Here is an 18,075-nt window from a genome sequence, read left to right as displayed (position 1 = left end):
GCGCTTCCGAGCGCCCATTTCCTTTTTGAGGCCCCCATGATCCGTTCACGTCTTTCGCTGGCGGCGCTTGCCGCTTCGCTGCTGGCAGCCTGCGCCACGCCGCCCGCGCCACCCGCCCAGACGACTGCGCCAGCCACCGCGCCCCAGCCCGTCGTCACGCCCAACGCCAACCTCGTCGTGCAGGGCATCCCGCCCGTGCCGCAGAGCCTGGCCGATGCGGTGGGCCGCTACAACGACTTCCGCGGCCACGCTTTCTCCGACTGGCACCCCACACAGCGCGAGATGCTGGTCAGCCACCGCAAGGCGGGCGCCAACACGGCGCAGATCTTCCGCGTGACAGCGCCACTGACGGAAGGCGAACAGTTGACGGATGGCGCCGACCCGGTGGCCCGCGCCACCTACGAGCCGCGCACTGGCCAGTACATCGTCTTCGAGCGCGCTAGCGGCGGCAACGAGGTGGCGCAGATCTACCGCCTGCCGCTGAACCAGCCCGGGGCACAGCCCGTGCTGCTGACCAGCCCCGACGAGCGCCATGCGATCAACACCTGGCTGCGCAAGAGCGGCCAGCTCGTCTACTCCAGCGTGCCCATCGACCGCACGGCCCAGGGCGGCACGCGCACCAAGATCACGACGACGCTGTGGCTGATGGACCCGGCCAGGCCGGAAGGCCGCCGCAAGCTGGCCGAACTGGAGGGCGGCGGCTGGGCCGCCAGCCGGCCCTCGCCGGACGAGCGCCGCATCTTGCTGACACGCTATCTGTCGGCCAATGAATCGCAGATCTGGATGCTGGAACTGGACAGCGGCGCTGCCCGGCGGGTGCTACCGGCCATGGACAGCCAGGAGGCCAAGGCGACCTATTCTCCGGCCGGCTGGACGCCCGACGGCCGCACGCTGTGGATCACCAGCGACCGCGCCGGCGAGTTCCGCGAGCTGATGAAGCTGGACATGGCCAGTGGCCGCATCGACCGCGTCAGCAGCCACATCCCGTGGGACGTCAGCGGCGTCACGCTGACGGAGGACGGCAGCCGCCTGGCGGCGCAGTTCAACATCGACGGCCGCGACGAACTGCGCTTCTTTGACACGGCCACGGGCAAGGAAGTGGCGGCGGCCGCTGTCCTGCCCAACGGCACGGTCGGCACGGCCGCCTATCACCGCGCCCGCAGCGAACTGGCCTTCTCGATCAGCAACGCCCAGGGCCCCGGCCAGATCTACTCCATGGGCACAGACGGCAAGGTCCAGCAATGGACGCGCGCCTACTCGCCCCCGGGCATCGATACGTCCACTTTCACCGAACAGAAGATCGTCCGCTGGAAGAGCTTCGACGGCACGACCATCTCGGGCCTGCTGACACCGCCGCCCGCGAAGTTCACCGGCAAGCGCCCGGTGCTGATCGCCATCCACGGCGGCCCCGAGTCGCAGGCACAAATGGGCTTTCTCGGCCGCAGCGCCTATTACGTGCAGGAGCTGGGCATGGCGCTGATCCAGCCCAACGTGCGCGGCTCCAGCGGCTACGGCAAGAGCTTCCTGGCGATGGACAACGGCTTCAAGCGCGAGGACTCGGTCAAGGACATCGGCGCCCTGCTCGACTGGATCGCCACCCAGCCCGACCTGGATGCCTCGCGCGTGCTGGTCACCGGCGGCAGCTATGGCGGCTACATGACACTGGCGGTGTCGACCCTCTACCCCGAGCGCATCGCTGGCGCCATCGACGTGGTGGGCATCTCGCACTTCGTGACCTTCCTGAACAACACCGAGAGCTACCGCCGCGACCTGCGTCGCGTCGAGTACGGTGACGAGCGCGACCCGGCCATGAGAGCGCACCTGGAGAAGATCTCGCCGCTGACCAAAGCAGCGCTGATCAAGAAGCCGCTGTTCGTCATCCAGGGCAAGAACGACCCGCGCGTGCCCTACACCGAGGCTGAGCAGATCGTTGCCAAGGTGCGGGAAGGCGGCACACCGGTCTGGTACCTGCGCGCCGACAACGAAGGCCATGGCTTCCAGAAAAAGGAAAACCAGGACTTCCAGTTCTACGCGACGGTGCTGTTCATGCAGCAGACGGTGCTGAAGTAAGCCGACCGTAGGCAGGCGGGCGGGGCCAGCTCGACGGCGTCGGCGCCCCGCCCTGCCAGCACCGCGCATTGATCCAGCCGCCGTGGCCAACCGCCAGTGCGCAGGGCGGCTGCCATGCCGATGCGCGCTTGAGTAGCGCGTCCAGCGACTCGCCACCATCGAAGTCGAAGCCGCAGAAGTCACTCATCCAGCGCTCGAAGTCTGCGGGCGGGATATCGCTCCACGGCCGGCCATCCCAGGCGCCGAAGTCCATCTCCGCCAAGGCGGCATCGACTCGCCAGACAAAGCCCCAGCGCTTGAGGCATCGCCCAACGCCTGCTGCACGCGCCAGCGGCGACGTGACGACCTCGCGCGGCAGGCTGAGCCGGCGGGCATGCTGGCGGATGCGGTGGGCCAGGCGCTTGGCCTTGCGCGGGTCCACCGGCAGGTCGGTGCGCCCGCCGATGCAGCGGCCCTCGGCACCGCGCGGCCGGGGGTGGCGCCAGATCGTGAACGCCGCCATCAGAACGAGGCCGTGAAGGCCAGCAGCACGGCGATCTCGGCAAGCTGCTCGGTCGCGCCAAGGCCATCGCCGGTGTAGCCGCCCAGGCGGCGCTTCAGCCACTGGCGCATCAGCAGCGCGACAACGGCGGCGGCCGCAACGGCGGCTGCCAGTTTAGGCAGGTAGACGCCGCTGGCCGCCAGCCCAAGCAACAGCAGCCCGCACCAACCCAGCGCGATGACGAGGTTGCGCGGCGCCACCGCCAGCGCCAGCGGCTTGGCCTTAGCGTGCTCGGCGTCGCCGCCGTAAGGCAGGCTGACCATGATACCCACCGCCGCCGCCCGCGCCAGCGCATGGCTGGCGAGCAAGGCCGCCACCGCGCCCAGCGCGGGCCGCGCCGCCAGCACCGCCAGCAGGGCTGCACGCAGCAGCAGCGACAGCCCCAGCGCCAGCGCGCCGTAGCTGCCGATGCGCGAGTCCTTCATGATGACCAGCGCCTTGTCGCGCGGCACGACGCCGCCCAGCGCGTCGAAGGTGTCGGCCAGGCCGTCCTCGTGGAAGCCGCCGGTCAGTGCGACCGTCGCCGCCAGGGCCAACACGGCCGCGATCCAGGCGGGCCACAGTTGCGCAGCGCCGATCAGCACGATCGCGCCGACGGCACCGACCAACGCCCCCACCAGCGGGAAGTGGCGCACGCAGTCGTTCAGCCAGCCGGGCTCGAAGGTGCGCAGGCGTACCGGCAGCCGCGTCAGGAACTGCAGCGCGACGAGGAACAGTCGCATGCTCAGTCGCGGTTGCTGACGCCGGCGCTGTCGAAGCTGGCCATGTCAGCCAGCAGCGCGCAGGCCGCTGTCAGCAGCGGCCAGGCCAGCGCCGCACCGCTGCCTTCGCCGAGGCGCAACTCAAGGTCGAGCAGCGGGCGCACGCCAAGCTGCTGCAGCCAGTGCGCGTGTGGACCTTCGGCGGAGCGGTGCGCAAACACGCAGGCGGCCAGCACGCCGGGCCGCAACGCCTCGGCCAGTGCTACGGCGGCCGTCGTGATGAAGCCGTCGACCAGCACGACCCGGCGCTGTGCCGCAGCAGCGATGACGCTGCCCGCCATCGTGACGATCTCGAAACCGCCCAGCGCGGCGGCGATCTGCAGCGGCGTCTGCGCGCCGGCATTCACGGCCAGCGCCTCGCCCAGCACAACGCTCTTGCGCGCCAGGCCAGCGTCGTCCAGCCCGGTGCCGCGGCCTACGCAATCTGCCAACGGCAGGCCCGTCAGCCGCTGCATAAGCAGGCTCGCCGACGAAGTGTTGCCTATGCCCATCTCGCCCAGCAGCAGCGCGTTGCCCGGCAGGCGCTCGACCAGCGCCATGCCGTTGTGCAGTGCGCGGCCCGCCTGCTCGGGCGTCATCGCCGGGCCTGCGCTTGTGTCCGCAGTGCCGGGCGCGATACGCAGGTCGACGGCACCCGGCGCCAGCGGCGCGTCGACGCCGCAGTCCGCGATCGTCAGCGCCAGGCCTTGCTGGCGCGCCAGCACCGACACGGCCGCACCGCCGGCGAGCATGTTGGCCACCATCTGCGGCGTCACTTCACGCGGATAGGCCGACACGCCGCGCCGCGCCAGGCCGTGGTCGGCCGCGAAGACGACGAGCTGCGGCTCGCGCAGCGCAGGCCGCTCGGCGCCCTGGATCAACGCCAACTGCAGCGCCAGTGCCTCGATGCGGCCCAGCGCGCCCAGCGGCTTGGTCTTGTGGTCCAGCGCGTGCTGCACGCGCGCGCTCAGGCTCGGCTCGGCCAGCGCCGGCAGCTCGGGTAGGTTCATGTCAGCCGACGAGGTTGGCCAGGCTCAACAGCGCCAGCAACAACATCCAAAGCACCACCGAACGCCAGACCAGGCCGACCACGCTTTGCAGATGGCCCAGCTGGGGCAGCGCACCCGCCGTCGACCCGGCGGCGCCGGTGGCTTCCGGCTCCGAGCCGGCCTCGAAGGTGCGGCTGCGGTTGGGCGTGATGCCCGGGGCGGCGGCACCGCCCAGTTGCAGGCCGACAGCGCCGGCCGCGGACGCGAGGATGATGCCCTCGTTGGGATGCAGCCAGAGGTTGGCGTCGCGGCGCCAGGCGTTCACCGCCTCCTCGAAGTTGCCGACGATGGCGAAGCCCGCTGCCGTCAGCCGCGCCGGCACGTGGTCGATGAATGCGAAGGCCTGGCGCGACAAGGCCAGCAGCCGCGGGTTGCTCGGCGCGTCCAGCGTATGGCTTCTGAAAGCCCAGTAGCGGCCCGCAAACTCCGCCATCCGATAGACGACGGCACCGGCGGGGCCTAGGCCCAGCGTCGAGAAGACGATGAACCAGAAGAACACGCCGAAGACATGTCGATGCGCCGCCAGCAGCGAATGCTCGATGACGTGGCGGATCAACTCGGTGCGCGGCAGCTCACTCGCGTCCAGGTGACGCCAGTCGGCAAGCAGTTGGCGCGCGGTCAGGTCGTCACCGCGCTCCAGCGCATCGCGGATGTCGGTGAAGTAGTGGCTGAACTGCCGGAAACCCAGCGTCAGGTACAGGGCAAGCACGTTCAGCGCCAGCGCCAGCAGCAGGCTGAAGTGCCGCAGCCCCCAGTACGCCAGCGCAACCAGGACACCCGGCACCAGCACGGTGATGGACCAGACGACGACGGCATGGTGCTCGCCACCGGCGTCGAAGTTGCGGCCCGTCCAGCGCACCCAGGCGATGACCGACTCGTGCACGCGATTGCCATGCCTCAGGGGCTTGAGTTGCTCACACAACAGGGCCAGCAGCACCGCGAAGAAATTCATGGGCGGGGATGATAGTGGGGCTATGGCGAGCCACTGAGAAGTCGGTAGAGGTTGCGCAACATCGCGGCCGTAGCACCCCAGATGAAGTACTCCCGTCCGGCGTCATGCCAGGGCATGGAAAGGAAGCGCCGCTCGGCGCCCGCGAACTCGAAACGGTGGTGGCGGTGGTGGGCCGGGTTCATCAGGAAGGCCAGCGGCACCTCGAAGGCCTCGGCCACCTCGAAGCTGTCGAGCGTCAGCGTGAAGCCAGGCTCGACCAGCGCGACGACCGGCGTGACCTGGAAGGCCGTCACCGTCGAGTAGATGGGCAACTGGCCGACGACGCGGATGTAGTCGCGCGACAGGCCGATCTCTTCCTCGGTCTCGCGCAACGCGGTGGCGACCGGACCGTCATCCTCGGGCTCCACGCGGCCTCCGGGGAAGCTGATCTGGCCGGCATGGTCGCGCAGGTGGTCGGTGCGGCGCGTCAGCAGCAGCGTGAGGCCGTCGTCGCGCTGGACCAGCGGCAACAGCACTGCAGCGCCGGCCGGCGCGCGGTCCGTGAAGAGGCCGCCATCGCCGGCGAACTCGGGCGCCCACGTCGGTAGCGCCGCCATCCGGGCGCAGATCGCCTCCGCCGTCAGCGCCGCAGCCGGCACGGCGGGCAGGTGGTCGTCGATGCTCGTCACGGGGACGAGCTGTGGCTGGGTGATGGCTGGGCGGCGGGTCATGCGTGGGAAAAACAAAAGCCGCCGAGAGCGTAGCTCCGGGCGGCCTTGGCGGTGGGGAACCGGCTGATTAAGCCAGCTTCTCCTTGATACGCGCCGACTTGCCCGAACGCTGGCGCAGGTAGTACAGCTTGGCGCGGCGGACATCGCCACGGCGCTTGACTTCGATCGTCGCGATCAGCGGGCTGTACAGCTGGAACGTGCGCTCCACGCCTTCGCCGCTGGAGATCTTGCGGACGATGAAGCTGCTGTTCAGGCCGCGGTTGCGCTTGGCAATCACGACGCCTTCGTAGGCCTGCACGCGCTTGCGGGTGCCTTCAACGACGTTGACGCTGACGATCACGGTGTCGCCGGGGGCGAAGGCCGGGATGGTCTTGTTCAGGCGAGCAATTTCTTCTTGCTCAAGGGTTTGGATCAGGTTCATCTGTACTCCTGGGATCTTGGCGGGGCGCTATTTATCGGGATGTTTGCAGCCGGGATGCTTTTGAAAAGATTCCAGCCACTCGACCCGCCAGAGGATCGGACAGCCCGCTAATGTAGCTCAAGACGAGGGTTTTGCCTAGAGCTTGACCAGGAAGGACTCGTCGGCCTTGCTCAGCCGACCGGCAGCGCGGGCGGCTTGGATCAGGTCGGGCCGGCGCTCGGCCGTGAGGGCCAGCGAGCGCTCGCGGCGCCAGCGCTTGATGTCGGCATGATGGCCGGAAAGCAGCACCGCCGGCACGTCACGGCCGCCCGACAGAACCTCGGGCCGGCTGTAATGCGGGCAGTCCAGCAAGCCGTCCGAGAAGCTGTCCTGCTGGTGGGATTGGGCATCTCCCAGCACGCCGTCCTGCAGCCGCGCCACCCCGTCGAGCAAGGCCAGCGCCGGCAGCTCACCGCCGGACAGCACGAAGTCGCCCAGGCTGAGTTCCAGCGTCACGTGGCGGTCCAACACACGCTGGTCTATGCCCTCGTAGCGGCCGCAGAGCAGAATGGCACCGGGCCCGCCGGCCAGTTGTTGCACGCGCGCCTGGTCAATGCGCGCGCCGGTCGGCGTGAAGTGGATGACGGCCGGCGCCGCTTCGCTGCGGTCCGCGCGGACCGCATCCAGCGCGCGCTCCAGCGGCTCCGCCAGCATGACCATGCCGGGGCCACCACCATAGGGCCGGTCATCGACACGGCGGTAGTTGTCTTCAGCGAAATCGCGCAGCGGCCAGAGCCGGACATCGACCTGGCGGCTCTCGAAGGCGCGCCGCGTGACGCCATGCGTCAGATGCGGCGCGAACAACTCCGGGAAGATCGTCAGGACATCGAAGCGCATGACCGCCTCAGAAATCCAGACCCCAGTCGACCGTGACCCGCTTGGCTTCCAGGTTCACGTCATCGACGAAGGCCGCGACGAACGGGATCAGCCGCTCCTGGTCGGGCTTGGCCGGCTCATCAACCCCGGGCGGCAGAATGCGCAGCACCGCATGCGGGCCGGTGTCGATGAGGCCGATCACGCGACCCAGCGGCTGCGACTCGCGGTTGACGACATCCAGGCCGATCAGGTCGACCCAGTAATACTCACCATCGGGCGTGCGCGGGAAGTCGCTGCGCGGCACGTAGATCTCATGACCGCGCAGCGCCTCGGCCGCATTGCGGTCATCCACGCCCTCGGCGGTCGCGACGATGCCTTCGCCCTGCTCGCGCACCGAACGCACGGCCAGCACGAGTTGCGCCGGCTTAGGCGCGGTGGACTTCAGGTACCAGCGCTTGGCGCTGAACAGCGCGTCTGCGTCGGTCGAATAAGCCTGCACCTTGAGGCCGCCCTTGATGCCCCAGGCATCAAGGATGCGGCCCACCGGCTGAAGATCTTCGGGCCAGGAAGCAGCAGAAGGCGCCGAGGCGCCCCTGGAAGCAAAAGACGGCGCCGAGGCGCCGTCTTGCTGAGGCTTGTTGCCTGCCACGCGCGTTGACGCTTAGGCGGCAGCGACGGCGGCCGTCTTGGCGTCGTCGACCAGGCGGGCGACGGTGGGCGACAGCTGCGCGCCAACACCAATCCAGTAGCTCACGCGGTCTTGCGCGACGCGCAGCTTCTCGGCGGCACCGGAGGCGATGGGGTTGTAGAAGCCGACGCGCTCGATGAAGCGGCCGTCACGACGCTGACGGCTGTTGGCCACGACGATGTTGTAGAAGGGACGCTTCTTGGAGCCGCCGCGGGCCAGACGAATCACAACCATGATGTTTCCTAAAAATTGGCTGACCACCGCACGAGGAGACACTCAAGTAGCGAGCAAGTCAAAGCAGGAACCCCTGCCGGGGACGGCACCGTAGATACGCCGCAGCCATCTGCGACCAGCGCCAAAACCCAGCATTATAAACTCGGTTGCACCTGCTTGCGTAGCAACCCGATTCGACAGATGTCACAACCCGCCCCCACCTTCCATCCGCTGACGATCCGCCCCAGTACCGAGGCCGACCTGGCCGCCATCCAGGCCATCTACGCCCAAGCCGTGGAGCACGGCACCGGCACCTTCGAGACAGAGGTACCCAGCGTCGACGAGATGGCCCGGCGCCGCAGCGAAGTGCTGGGGCGCGATCTGCCCTGGCTCATCGCCGAACGGGGCGGCGAGGTGCTGGGATATGCCTACGCCAACTACTTCCGCCCGCGACTGGCCTACCGCTTCTGCGTCGAGGATTCGATCTACCTGGCCCCCGCCGCTCAGGGTCAGGGTATTGGCCGCTTGCTGCTCGCCGAGCTGATCGCACGCTGCGAGGCCGCCGGTGCGCGCCAGATGCTCGCCGTCATCGGCGATGCGAACAACGCTGGGTCGGTCGGTGTGCACACGGCGCTCGGCTTCGCGCACACCGGCGTGCTGAAGAGCGCCGGCTGGAAGTTCGGCCGCTGGCTGGACGTCGTGCTGATGCAGCGCCCGCTGGGCCTGGGCGACGGCTCGGCGGCCGAATGAGCGCAGGCGTCAAGCACAAGGGCGTCGCGACCTGGCTGGCCTTGCTCGGCGGCGTGTTCGGGCTGCATCGCTTCTACCTGCACGGGCTGCGCGACCGCTGGGGCTGGGCCTTCCCGCTGCCGACGCTGCTGGGCCTGGTCGGCCTGCAGCGCATGAACGCGCTGGGCCAGGACGACCGCATTGCCTGGCTGCTGATGCCGCTGCTGGGCGCGAGCCTCGTCGCGGCGCTGCTGGGCGGCATCGTCTACGGCCTGATGCCGGATGAACGCTGGAACGAGCGATTCAACGCCGGACAGCCCGCCTCGACCGGCGGCTGGGCCGCCGTCATTGGCGTCGTGCTCTGCCTCTTCATCGGCGGCACGGCGATGATGGCGACCATCGCCTTCAGCGCCCAGCGCTACTTCGAAGCGCAGGTCGATCAATAGATGGCGAAGCTGACCCAGTAGCAGATGGAGGCCATCAGCGCGGCGGCGGGGATGGTGAAGATCCAGGCCCAGACGATGTTGCCGGCCACCCCCCAGCGCACGGCCGAGGCGCGCTGCACCGAGCCCACGCCGACGATGGCGCCGGTGATGGTGTGCGTGGTCGACACCGGAATGCCCATGGCCGTCGCCAGGAAGAGCGTGATCGCGCCGCCGGTCTCCGCGCAGAAGCCGCCCACGGGCTTGAGCTTGGTGATGCGCTGGCCCATGGTCTTGACGATGCGCCAGCCGCCGAACATCGTGCCCACGCCGATGGCGATGTAGCAGGACCAGATCACCCAACCCGGCGGCGACTTGTCGCCTACCGCGACCATGCCCGCCGCGATCAGCAGCATCCAGATCAGGCCGATGGTCTTCTGCGCATCATTGCCGCCATGGCCCAGGCTGTAGAGGCCGGCCGATACCAGTTGCAATCGTCTGAACCAGGCATCGATGCGCAGGGGCGACTTGCCTCGACACACCCATGCGACGATGACCATCAGCAGCGATCCGAGCAGGAAACCCAGCAGCGGCGACACGAGGATGAAGGCGACGGTCTTCCAGATGCCGGCGCCGACCAGACCCTGGGTGCCGGACTTGGCGATGACGGCGCCGACGATGCCGCCGATCAGCGCATGCGAGGAGCTGGACGGAATGCCCCACCACCAGGTGATGAAGTTCCAGGCGATGGCGCCGATCAGCGCGCCGAAGACAACATGGTGGTCGACGATGCCGGGCTCGACGATGCCCTTGCCGATGGTCGCCGCCACCTTGAGCTGGAAGAAGGCGATGGCCAGCACGTTGAAGAAGGCAGCAAACAGCACCGCCTGCTGCGGTTTCAGCACGCCGGTGGACACGACGGTGGCGATGGAGTTGGCGGCGTCGTGGAAGCCGTTCATGAAGTCGAAAAGCAGGGCCAGCACGACGAGCAGGGCCACCACCCAGAAGGCGATCTCAGCGGATGCCATGTCAGCGGCCGCTTAGGAATTCTCGAGGACGATGCCCTCGATCAGGTTGGCCACGTCTTCGCAGCGGTCGGAGATGGATTCCAGCTGCTCGTAGATCGCCTTGAGCTTGATCAGCTCGCGCACGTCGGCCTCCTCGCGAAAGAGGCGCGACATGGCCGAGCGCATGACGCGGTCGGCGTCGGACTCCAGGCGGTCGATTTCCTCGCAGGTCTTGAGCGCGGCCTCGGTCGTGGCCGGCTGGCTCAGGTGGGGCAGCAGCGTGACGGCATGCTGCACGCGCTCGCAGCAGCGCACGGACAGCGTGGCGAGCTGCAACACCTGCTCGGGCACGGCGCGCACGTCGTAGAGCGACAGCGTCTCGGACGAGTCCTGCAGCAGGTCGACGATGTCGTCCATCGCATTGATCAGGCTGTGGATCTGCTCGCGGTCGATGGGCGTGATGAAGGTGCGATGCAGCAGCCGGTTCACCTCGGCGGTGACGCGGTCGGCGGCATGCTCGGCCTTGTCGACCTGGTCGGCGTACTGCTGGCGCAGCGCCGGGTCGGCGTAGTTCTCGATCATCTTCTGGAAGGCGCGCGCACCTTCCAGGATGAAGCCGCCATGCTCATTGAACAGCTCAAAAAAATTGCCCTCGCGGGGCAGCAGCTTGCCGAACAGCATGAAGGTCCTTCGAATTCTGGAAGGCGCGCAGTTTAGCGGCCGACTGTCATCGAATCGTCATCAAGCCGACCGGAAGATGAAGTAGACGGCGCCCATCAGGCACAGCCCGGCCCACAGGAAATCCAGCTTCAGCGGCTCGCCCATGTAGTACAGGCTGAAGGGCACGAAGACCGCCAGCGTGATGACTTCCTGCGTGATCTTCAGCTGCGCCAGGCTGAAGCCGGCGCCGTGGCCGATGCGGTTGGCCGGCACCTGCAGCAGGTACTCGAACAGCGCGATACCCCAGCTGATGAGCGCAGCGATGAACCACGGCTTGGTGGCCAGCCCCTTGAGGTGGCCGTACCAGGCGAAGGTCATGAAGACGTTGGACAGCAGCAGCAGGCCCACGGTCTGCCAGCCGGCGAGGGTCGAGAACATCGCGGGTCTCCTGAATCAGAGCTTGATGGATGAGAGGCGCTCGATGCGCTGGCTCTGCCAGGCATCGCCGGCGGCCAACGGCGCCAGCTGCGGCGCGATCTCCAGCAACGGGCGCAGCACGAAGGCGCGCTCGGCCAGGCGCGGGTGCGGCAGCGTCAGGCGCGGTGTAACGAGGACGGCGTCGCCGTGCAGCAGCAGGTCCAGGTCCAGCGTGCGCGGTGCGTTTCGATACGGGCGCTCGCGGCCATGGACCTGCTCGATGGCTTGCAGCGCGTCCAGCAATTCGATGGGCGACAGCGTCGTGTCCAGCGCTGCAACGGCATTCAGGAAGTCGGGGCCGCCGGCATCGACCGGCGCACTGCGCCAGGCGCTGGACAGGGCCACAAGCTCCGTGCCGGGAAGCGCCGCCAGCGCCTGGGCGGCCTGCGTCAGCGTGGCCAGCAAGTCGGCGCCGAGGTTGGCACCGAGGCCGACGTAGGCGCGCGAACTCACTCCGCAGCGGGTGCCGGCGCGGCGCCCTCGCCGCCTCCGGCGGGCTTGCGACGGCGGCGACGGCGCTTGCGGGCAGGGGCGTCGCCAACCTCGCCGTCGGATTCGGCTTCGCCGTCCTCGCCTGCTGGCGCCTCCGCCTCGGCGGGACGCGGAGCGCGCACCACGCGCGGCTGCTTCTGCTGCGCGGCACGGGCGTCGGCCAGCAGCGCCTGACGGTCGTCGTCGCTGCCGAGCGCGAAGTCCTCCCACCAGTCGGCCAGCGCCGGGTCGATCTCGCCGACATCGGCACGCAGGCGCAGGAAGTCGAAGCCGGCGCGGTAGCGCGGCTGCTCGATGAGGCTGAAGACGCCTGAGCCCGTGCGGCGCTCGAAGCGGGTCTGCATCATCCAGATCTCGCGCATGTCGCCGGCCAGCTTGCCGCGCCCGGAGATGTCGCCGATGCGGGCGTCGAAGACGGCGTCGATGGCCTGGGCCAGCGCTGGCACGGCCGGCTCGCCGGTGTTGCGGATCTTGGTCCAGCGGTCCAGCACCTCGTGCCAGAGCATGCAGGCCAGCATGAAGCTCGGGCTCACGCCACGGCCTTCCTGCACTCGGCGGTCGGTGTCCTCGAAGGCCTGGCGCACGAAGTTACCGCGCACGCCCTCGTACAGGTCGCCGGTCTCGGTGAGCATGGCGTCCAGCACGGCGAACACGCCGCGGCCCAGGCCCAGCTTCTTCAGCTGCGCGATGCTGGCCAGCGAGTGGCCGGTCTGCAGCAGCTTGATCATCTCGTCGAACAGGCGCGAGGCCGGCACGTTGGCCAGCAGCGCCGACGAGGCCTTCACCGGCGCCAGCGTCTTGGGCTCCAGCGTGAAGCCCAGCTTGGCCGCGAAACGCACGGCACGGATGATGCGGACGGGGTCTTCGCGGTAACGCGTCTCGGGGTCGCCGATCATGCGCAGCAACTTGGCCTTGGCATCGGCGAGGCCGCCGTGATAGTCGACGACGAGGCCGCGCACCGGGTCGTAGTACATCGCGTTGACGGTGAAGTCGCGCCGCGCGGCATCCTCGATCTGCGGGCCCCAGACGTTGTCGCGCAGCACGCGGCCACTGGCGTCCACGGCGTGTGACTTGCCTTCCAGCTCGCCCTTGGCCGTCTTCTCGTTGCCGGCGACGGCCTCGGACTCGCTGGGCAGCGCGCGGAAGGTCGAGACCTCGATGACCTCGTGCTCGCGGCCGCGTCCGTAGACGACGTGGACGATGCGAAAGCGCCGGCCGATGATGAAGGCGCGGCGGAACAAGCCCTTGACCTGCTCGGGCGTCGCATTGGTGGCGACGTCGAAGTCCTTGGGCCGCATGTTCAGCAACAGGTCGCGCACGGCGCCGCCAACGATGTAGGCCTCAAAGCCGGCGTCGGTCAGCGTCTTGACGACCTTGACGGCGCGCTCGTCGAGCAGGTCGGGATTGATGCCGTGCACAGCTGCCTCGACCTCGACGCGCTTGCCGAGCGGGCTGGTCTTCTTGGCGGCGACTGCCGCGGGCTTGCTGAACAGCTTGTCGATGAACTTCTTGATCATGCGAAGAGTTGGATCTGGGGCCAGCCGCGTTCGCTGGCGATCTGCGCGAGCGCCGGGCTGGGATTGGTCGCCACCGGGTGGCTGACGCGTTCGAGCAGGGGCAAGTCGTTGGTCGAGTCGCTGTAGAACGTGATGCGCTCGAAACCGGCCGATTGTGCCCCCAGGCTTTGCAGCCAGGATTCGACCCGCGCGATCTTGCCCTCGCGGAAGCTCGGCACGCCATGGATGGCGCCGGTGTAGCGGCCCTGCGCATCGCGCTCCAGTTGCACGGCGATCAGGTGCTCGATGCCGAAAGCCGCAGCGATGGGGGTGGTGACAAACTCATTGGTGGCGGTGACCAACGCGATCAGGTCGCCCGCCGCACGGTGCTTCTCCACCAGCGCCCTCGCCTCGGCCCGCAACGCCGGCTGCATGACCTCGGCCATGAAGCGCTCGCGCATCGCCAGCGCCTCTTCAATCGGGCGGCTGCGAAACGCCGACGTGGCGAACTCGACGTAGGCCGGCAGGTCCAGCATGCCGGCGTTGTACTGGGCGAAGAACTCGTCGTTGCGAGCCCCCCAGACCTCGCCATCCACCCAGCCGACCTCGACCATGAACTGGCCGAAGGAGTGGTCGGAGTCCACCGGGATCAAGGTCCCGTCCAGGTCAAACAGCGTGAGATTCATAAAATGGGGTCAGAGTCTATTTTTTCGTCGGCCAACATGGCCTTCAACAAGGGCAAGGTCAGCGGCCGTTTGCTGGCCATGGCGAACTCATCGAGCCGCTCCAGCAGCGCCATGAGCCCCTTGAGATTGCGCTCGAAACGGGTCAGCAGATAGGACAGCACTTCGTCGCCGAGCAACAGGCCGCGCCGGTCGGCCTCGCGGCGCAGCACGGCGCGCATCTCGGCCTCGCGCAGCGGCTCAAGGGCAAAGCTCGGGCCCCAGCCGAGGCGTGTGCGCAGGTCCTCGCGCACGCTGAGGTCGACGGCAGGTGCATCGGCCGTCGCGACGACCGTGTAGCCCTGCCCCGCCGATGCGACGAACAGCGCAAACGCCGCATGCTGCTGGCCGGCGTCGAAGCGCTGGCAATCGTCCAGCAGAAGCAGGCTTTCGTGCGCCGGCAATTCCCAGGGCAAGGCGGTGTCGGCGTCATACCAGGCAACACGCTGGCCGGCGGCCTGCCAGCGTTCGGCGAGCGCCTGCAACAGATGCGTCTTGCCTGCGCCCGTCGGGCCCCACAGCAGCACAGGCGGGTCGGCCGGCATCAGGCCCAGCAGATAGGCCAGGGCTTCGGCGTTGGCACCGGGCAGGAAGTTGTCAAAGCTGTGCGCGGGCGGGGCCAGCAGCGCGAGGGGGATCTGCCTCATCAAGTTCTTCAAGGAACAACGGCTTCGCGAGATGGACGCGAGGGCGCGGATTGTCACTGAAGCGGCGGCGAGCGCTGCTCCACCAGCACGGCCAGGCGTGCTCGCAGCATGGCAGCGTCCGGTGCATCGCCGCGCTCGCCGAGGTAGAAGGCCAGGTCATCGGCTGCGGCGGACGTGGCACCGAGTGCGTCGAACACCAGGCCGCGATCACGTCGCTCGGCCGGATCACCGGGCAACAGCACGACCAGGCGCTGCTGCACGGCCAGCAGGCGGGGCCAGTCCTGCCCGGCGCGGTGCACTTCCTTCAGATTGCGCAGCATGCGAGCGAGGATCTGGCGCGGCGTCGCGGCGCGCAGGAAGAACTCCAGCGGCAGTTCGACATCGTCCGGCAGGCCGCTGCCGTGGCGATAGACGCCAAGCCGCTCGTCCAGCCGCGTGGGCGACAACGTGCCGCCGGTGAAGGGATCGATGACGACCTCGCCCAGGCCGATGCGGCACTTGACGAGGAAGTGGCCGGGAAAGGCCACGCCCGCCATGCGCAGGCCGACCTGCTCACCCAGCTCCAGCAGCAGCACCGCCAGCGTGATCGGGATGCCCCGGCGCGTCTCCAGCACGCGGTGGACGAAGCTGTTGTCCGCCGCGTAGTAGTTGTTCAGGTTGCCGGCAAACCCCAGCTCGCCGTGGAAGAAGCGCGTTAGGCAACTCAGCCGCTCGGGCGGCGTGGCATCCGCCGCCATGCGCTCGCGCAGCCGTCGCGCCAGGCCATCCACATCGGCCATCACCGCCTGCACATCCAGCTGCGGATGCTCGTCCTGCGCCAGGCTGGCGGCCGCTTCGAGCAGGTTCAGGCCGTCGTCCTGCGCCACGAGCGTGGCGAAGTAGTCCAGCGGCGTGGGCATCGCGTACTTCATCGCTCAGCTCGGCCGGCCCAGCGCCCGGGGCCGCATGCCGGCCAGCAGCAGCACGACGAAGTAGACCGCCGCACTGCCGGCCAGACTGCCCGCCATGACGAGGGCGCGCTGGAACTCGTGAGCGCCAAGGGCGATCCAGTCCAGCCTCGTCGCCAGTTGCCACTGCAGCAAGCCCATGGCCAAGCAGCCCAGCACCACGCGAAGGCCGAATGCCAGCCAGCCGGGCTCGGGGCGATAGCTGCCCAGCCTGCGCAGCCCCCACAGCAGCCAACCCGCGTTGACGAGTGCGCCCAGGCCAATCGACAAGGCCAGCCCGGCCACACCGATCTGCGGTACCAGGACCACATTGAACGCCTGCGTCAGCACCAGCACGGCAATGGCGATCTTGGCCGGCGTGCCGGTGTCCTGCCGCGCATAGAAGCCCGGCGCCAGCACCTTGATGGCCACCAGCCCCAGCAACCCGACGCCCCAACCCATCACCGCCTGCGCCGTGTGGCCGACATCCGCGGCAGTGAACGCGCCGCGGTGGTAAAGCACCGCCGTCAGCGGCCCGGCAAAGACCATCAGCGCCACGGCACAAGGCAAGGCCAGCAACATCACCATGCGCAGGCCCCAGTCGAGCAGGCGGCTGTAACGGTCGCTCTGGCTGGCGGCCTGGGCTGCCGACAACTGCGGCGTCAGCACTGCGCCCAGCGCCACGCCGAGCAGGCCGATGGGGAACTCCATCAGCCGGTCCGCATAGTTCAACCAGGAGGTCGCACCGGCACCGAGGTGGCTGGAGATCTGCGTGTTGATCATCAGCGACAACTGCGCCACGCCCACGCCCAGCAGCGCCGGGCCCATGTTGACCAACAGGCGCCCCACGCCCGGATGGGCCTGCGCGTCGCGAAAACCGCGCCAGCTGAGGCGCATGCGGGGCATTGCGCCGATGGCTCGCAGCGCTGGCCACTGCACCAGCAACTGCAGCACGCCGCCCAGCATGACGCCGATGGCCATCGCATAGATCCCCGGGTAGCCGGCGCGCTCCAGCGGCCCGGCCAGCGACCAGCCGACGGCGATGACACTCAGGTTCAGCAGCACCGGCGTGGCTGCGGGCACGACAAAGCGCCGCCAGGTGTTCAGGATGCCGGCGGCCAAGGCCACCAGCGACATGCAGCCGATGTAGGGAAACATGACGCGTGTCATGACGACCGACGCGTCGTAGGCCTCGCCCGGCAGGCCCGAACCCAACAGCCAGACCAGCACCGGCGCGGCGACGACGCCGAGCACCGAAGTCGCCACCAAGGCCCACAGCAGCACGGTGGCGACCGCGTCGACGAGACGCCGTGTCGCCTCCTCACCGTCGGTTGCCTTGGTCGCCGCGATCAGCGGCACGAAGGCCTGCGAGAACGCACCTTCGGCAAACAGGCGGCGCAGCAGGTTGGGAATGCGGAACGCGACGAGGAACGCGTCCGTCATCGCCGTCGCGCCGAACAGGCCGGCCACCAGCGTTTCTCGAACGAGGCCGGTAATGCGCGAAGCCAGGGTCAGCAGGGAAATGGTCGACGCGGCTCGCAGCAGATTCATGGCGGCGGATTATCTGTGTCGCCAATCGCGCACCCCGTCAAATTCGGCCCCGCCCCTTGGCTTTACCCTAATTTCCGGGCTATACTCGCTGTCTTTGCACCAACTGGGTATAGATACAGCATGGCCACCAGCTCCAAAGCCAAGAAGAAGACGGTCCGCCTGGCATCGGGCCTCAAGCGCGTCCGCCAGGACGCCAAGCTCAATGCCGCCAACACGGCACTGCGTTCGCAGTTCCGCACCGTCATCAAGAACGTGCAGAAGGCCGTGACCGCGGGCGACAAGTCCAAGGCTGCTGACCTTTTCAAGAATGCCCAGGCCGTGATCGATTCGGTCGCCGACAAGGGCATCTTCCACAAGAACAAGGCCGCTCGCCACAAGAGCCGCCTGTCCGCCAAGATCAAGGCGCTCGCCGCCTGATAGAAAATCCAGCTCTGGTGCAAGCAGAAGGCCCGCGAAAGCGGGCCTTCTGCGTTTGTATCCGTATTTGAGTTGGGGCCGAGCGCCGGGCCGCTCCCAAGCCAGCCCACAGGCGATGTGATTGCCGGTCAATCCGGCAAGCATCGCCGTCCCCTTGGGGGCTGAGGTCGGACACATGGCGCCCAGTGGGCGGCATGTGCCTACCGAAGAGCTGAGGCACTGCCGCAGCGCGGTCTGCAAGACCGACCAAGTTCGCCGCTTTCAGCAGGCGAAGCTGGGCGAGGGGCGCA

22 protein-coding genes are annotated in these 18,075 nt (G+C 68.3%); 4 read left to right on the top strand and 18 right to left on the bottom strand.

All coding sequences use genetic code 11. From position 1 onward, the window contains the following. Positions 1-36 precede the first annotated feature (36 nt). The gene (locus tag ACG00Y_RS14655) at positions 37-2,070 is read left to right on the top strand and encodes a S9 family peptidase (protein ID WP_394480014.1); all 2,034 of its coding nucleotides are present in this window, start codon (positions 37-39) and stop codon (positions 2,068-2,070) included. Here the strand turns inward: ACG00Y_RS14655 and ACG00Y_RS14650 are convergent. The 9 genes from ACG00Y_RS14650 to rpsP all read right to left on the bottom strand — a co-directional run bounded on the left by ACG00Y_RS14650 (position 2,045) and on the right by rpsP (position 8,260). Beyond that, a complete protein-coding gene (locus ACG00Y_RS14650; RefSeq protein ID WP_394480012.1) occupies positions 2,045-2,572 on the bottom strand; it encodes a histidine phosphatase family protein in 528 nt (175 codons plus the stop codon). The genes ACG00Y_RS14655 and ACG00Y_RS14650 overlap by 26 nt on opposite strands. After that, positions 2,572-3,333, bottom strand: a complete 762-nt coding sequence (gene cobS / locus ACG00Y_RS14645) for an adenosylcobinamide-GDP ribazoletransferase (protein WP_394480010.1) — start codon at positions 3,331-3,333, stop codon at positions 2,572-2,574. The genes ACG00Y_RS14650 and cobS overlap by 1 nt, the downstream gene beginning before the upstream one ends. 2 nt (positions 3,334-3,335) lie before the next feature. After that, positions 3,336-4,361: a nicotinate-nucleotide--dimethylbenzimidazole phosphoribosyltransferase gene (cobT, locus tag ACG00Y_RS14640; RefSeq protein WP_394480008.1), complete on the bottom strand. Its 1,026-nt coding sequence runs from the start codon at positions 4,359-4,361 to the stop codon at positions 3,336-3,338. A gap of 1 nt (position 4,362) precedes the next feature. Continuing rightward, on the bottom strand, positions 4,363-5,352 hold the full coding sequence (locus ACG00Y_RS14635; protein ID WP_394480006.1) for a CobD/CbiB family protein: 990 nt from the start codon (positions 5,350-5,352) through the stop codon (positions 4,363-4,365). Positions 5,353-5,372: 20 nt separating this feature from the next. Further along, on the bottom strand, positions 5,373-6,062 hold the full coding sequence (locus ACG00Y_RS14630) for a CoA pyrophosphatase (protein ID WP_394480004.1): 690 nt from the start codon (positions 6,060-6,062) through the stop codon (positions 5,373-5,375). A 67-nt stretch (positions 6,063-6,129) separates the two neighbouring features. Next, positions 6,130-6,483, bottom strand: a complete 354-nt coding sequence (gene rplS, locus ACG00Y_RS14625; protein ID WP_394480002.1) for a 50S ribosomal protein L19 — start codon at positions 6,481-6,483, stop codon at positions 6,130-6,132. Between the two features lie 135 nt (positions 6,484-6,618). Then, positions 6,619-7,359 (bottom strand): tRNA (guanosine(37)-N1)-methyltransferase TrmD, encoded by a 741-nt coding sequence (gene trmD / locus ACG00Y_RS14620; protein WP_394480000.1) that lies wholly within the window; start codon positions 7,357-7,359, stop codon positions 6,619-6,621. 7 nt (positions 7,360-7,366) lie between these two features. After that, positions 7,367-7,882: a ribosome maturation factor RimM gene (gene rimM / locus ACG00Y_RS14615; RefSeq protein WP_394479998.1), complete on the bottom strand. Its 516-nt coding sequence runs from the start codon at positions 7,880-7,882 to the stop codon at positions 7,367-7,369. A gap of 117 nt (positions 7,883-7,999) precedes the next feature. After that, positions 8,000-8,260: a 30S ribosomal protein S16 gene (rpsP, locus tag ACG00Y_RS14610; RefSeq protein ID WP_394479996.1), complete on the bottom strand. Its 261-nt coding sequence runs from the start codon at positions 8,258-8,260 to the stop codon at positions 8,000-8,002. A gap of 180 nt (positions 8,261-8,440) precedes the next feature. Between rpsP and ACG00Y_RS14605 the strand changes: the two genes are divergently transcribed. Together ACG00Y_RS14605 and ACG00Y_RS14600 are read left to right on the top strand one after the other, a co-directional pair. Then, a complete protein-coding gene (locus tag ACG00Y_RS14605) occupies positions 8,441-8,989 on the top strand; it encodes a GNAT family N-acetyltransferase (RefSeq protein WP_394479994.1) in 549 nt (182 codons plus the stop codon). After that, positions 8,986-9,414 carry a TM2 domain-containing protein gene (locus tag ACG00Y_RS14600; RefSeq protein WP_394479992.1) on the top strand — a complete coding sequence of 143 codons (429 nt, stop codon included), beginning with the start codon at positions 8,986-8,988 and terminating at the stop codon, positions 9,412-9,414. Before ACG00Y_RS14605 ends, ACG00Y_RS14600 begins: the two co-directional genes overlap by 4 nt. Here ACG00Y_RS14600 and ACG00Y_RS14595 read toward each other — a convergent pair. From ACG00Y_RS14595 to murJ, 9 genes are read right to left on the bottom strand one after another with little or no spacing between them, the layout of a single operon-like run. Beyond that, positions 9,408-10,418 carry an inorganic phosphate transporter gene (locus ACG00Y_RS14595; protein ID WP_394479990.1) on the bottom strand — a complete coding sequence of 337 codons (1,011 nt, stop codon included), beginning with the start codon at positions 10,416-10,418 and terminating at the stop codon, positions 9,408-9,410. The two genes, ACG00Y_RS14600 and ACG00Y_RS14595, sit on opposite strands and share 7 nt — an antisense overlap. A gap of 12 nt (positions 10,419-10,430) precedes the next feature. Then, positions 10,431-11,078 carry a DUF47 domain-containing protein gene (locus tag ACG00Y_RS14590; RefSeq protein WP_394479988.1) on the bottom strand — a complete coding sequence of 216 codons (648 nt, stop codon included), beginning with the start codon at positions 11,076-11,078 and terminating at the stop codon, positions 10,431-10,433. A gap of 60 nt (positions 11,079-11,138) precedes the next feature. After that, positions 11,139-11,495 (bottom strand): DMT family protein, encoded by a 357-nt coding sequence (locus tag ACG00Y_RS14585; RefSeq protein WP_394479986.1) that lies wholly within the window; start codon positions 11,493-11,495, stop codon positions 11,139-11,141. A gap of 15 nt (positions 11,496-11,510) precedes the next feature. Further along, complete coding sequence (folK, locus tag ACG00Y_RS14580) at positions 11,511-11,987, bottom strand: 2-amino-4-hydroxy-6-hydroxymethyldihydropteridine diphosphokinase (protein WP_394479984.1); 477 nt, start codon at positions 11,985-11,987, stop codon at positions 11,511-11,513. After that, positions 11,984-13,543: a polynucleotide adenylyltransferase PcnB gene (gene pcnB, locus ACG00Y_RS14575; protein WP_394479981.1), complete on the bottom strand. Its 1,560-nt coding sequence runs from the start codon at positions 13,541-13,543 to the stop codon at positions 11,984-11,986. The genes folK and pcnB overlap by 4 nt, the downstream gene beginning before the upstream one ends. Further along, the gene (locus ACG00Y_RS14570) at positions 13,540-14,208 is read right to left on the bottom strand and encodes a histidinol-phosphatase (protein ID WP_394479979.1); all 669 of its coding nucleotides are present in this window, start codon (positions 14,206-14,208) and stop codon (positions 13,540-13,542) included. Before ACG00Y_RS14570 ends, pcnB begins: the two co-directional genes overlap by 4 nt. After that, positions 14,205-14,891, bottom strand: a complete 687-nt coding sequence (locus ACG00Y_RS14565) for an HdaA/DnaA family protein (RefSeq protein WP_394479977.1) — start codon at positions 14,889-14,891, stop codon at positions 14,205-14,207. The genes ACG00Y_RS14570 and ACG00Y_RS14565 overlap by 4 nt, the downstream gene beginning before the upstream one ends. Before the next feature lie 53 nt (positions 14,892-14,944). Continuing rightward, a complete protein-coding gene (locus ACG00Y_RS14560) occupies positions 14,945-15,802 on the bottom strand; it encodes a SirB1 family protein (protein WP_394479975.1) in 858 nt (285 codons plus the stop codon). 3 nt (positions 15,803-15,805) lie between these two features. Then, positions 15,806-17,368 carry a murein biosynthesis integral membrane protein MurJ gene (gene murJ / locus ACG00Y_RS14555; protein ID WP_394479973.1) on the bottom strand — a complete coding sequence of 521 codons (1,563 nt, stop codon included), beginning with the start codon at positions 17,366-17,368 and terminating at the stop codon, positions 15,806-15,808. A 120-nt stretch (positions 17,369-17,488) separates the two neighbouring features. Between murJ and rpsT the strand changes: the two genes are divergently transcribed. Further along, positions 17,489-17,785, top strand: coding sequence for a 30S ribosomal protein S20 (gene rpsT / locus ACG00Y_RS14550; protein WP_394479971.1), 297 nt, complete (start codon positions 17,489-17,491; stop codon positions 17,783-17,785). The last annotated feature ends 290 nt before the right edge of the window (positions 17,786-18,075 follow it).

This window comes from Pelomonas parva (assembly GCF_043555835.1).
GTDB lineage: Bacteria > Pseudomonadota > Gammaproteobacteria > Burkholderiales > Burkholderiaceae_C > Pelomonas > Pelomonas parva.
The sequence above is the reverse complement of the archived record's forward strand: the minus strand, read 5'-3'. Positions and strand labels throughout refer to the sequence as shown.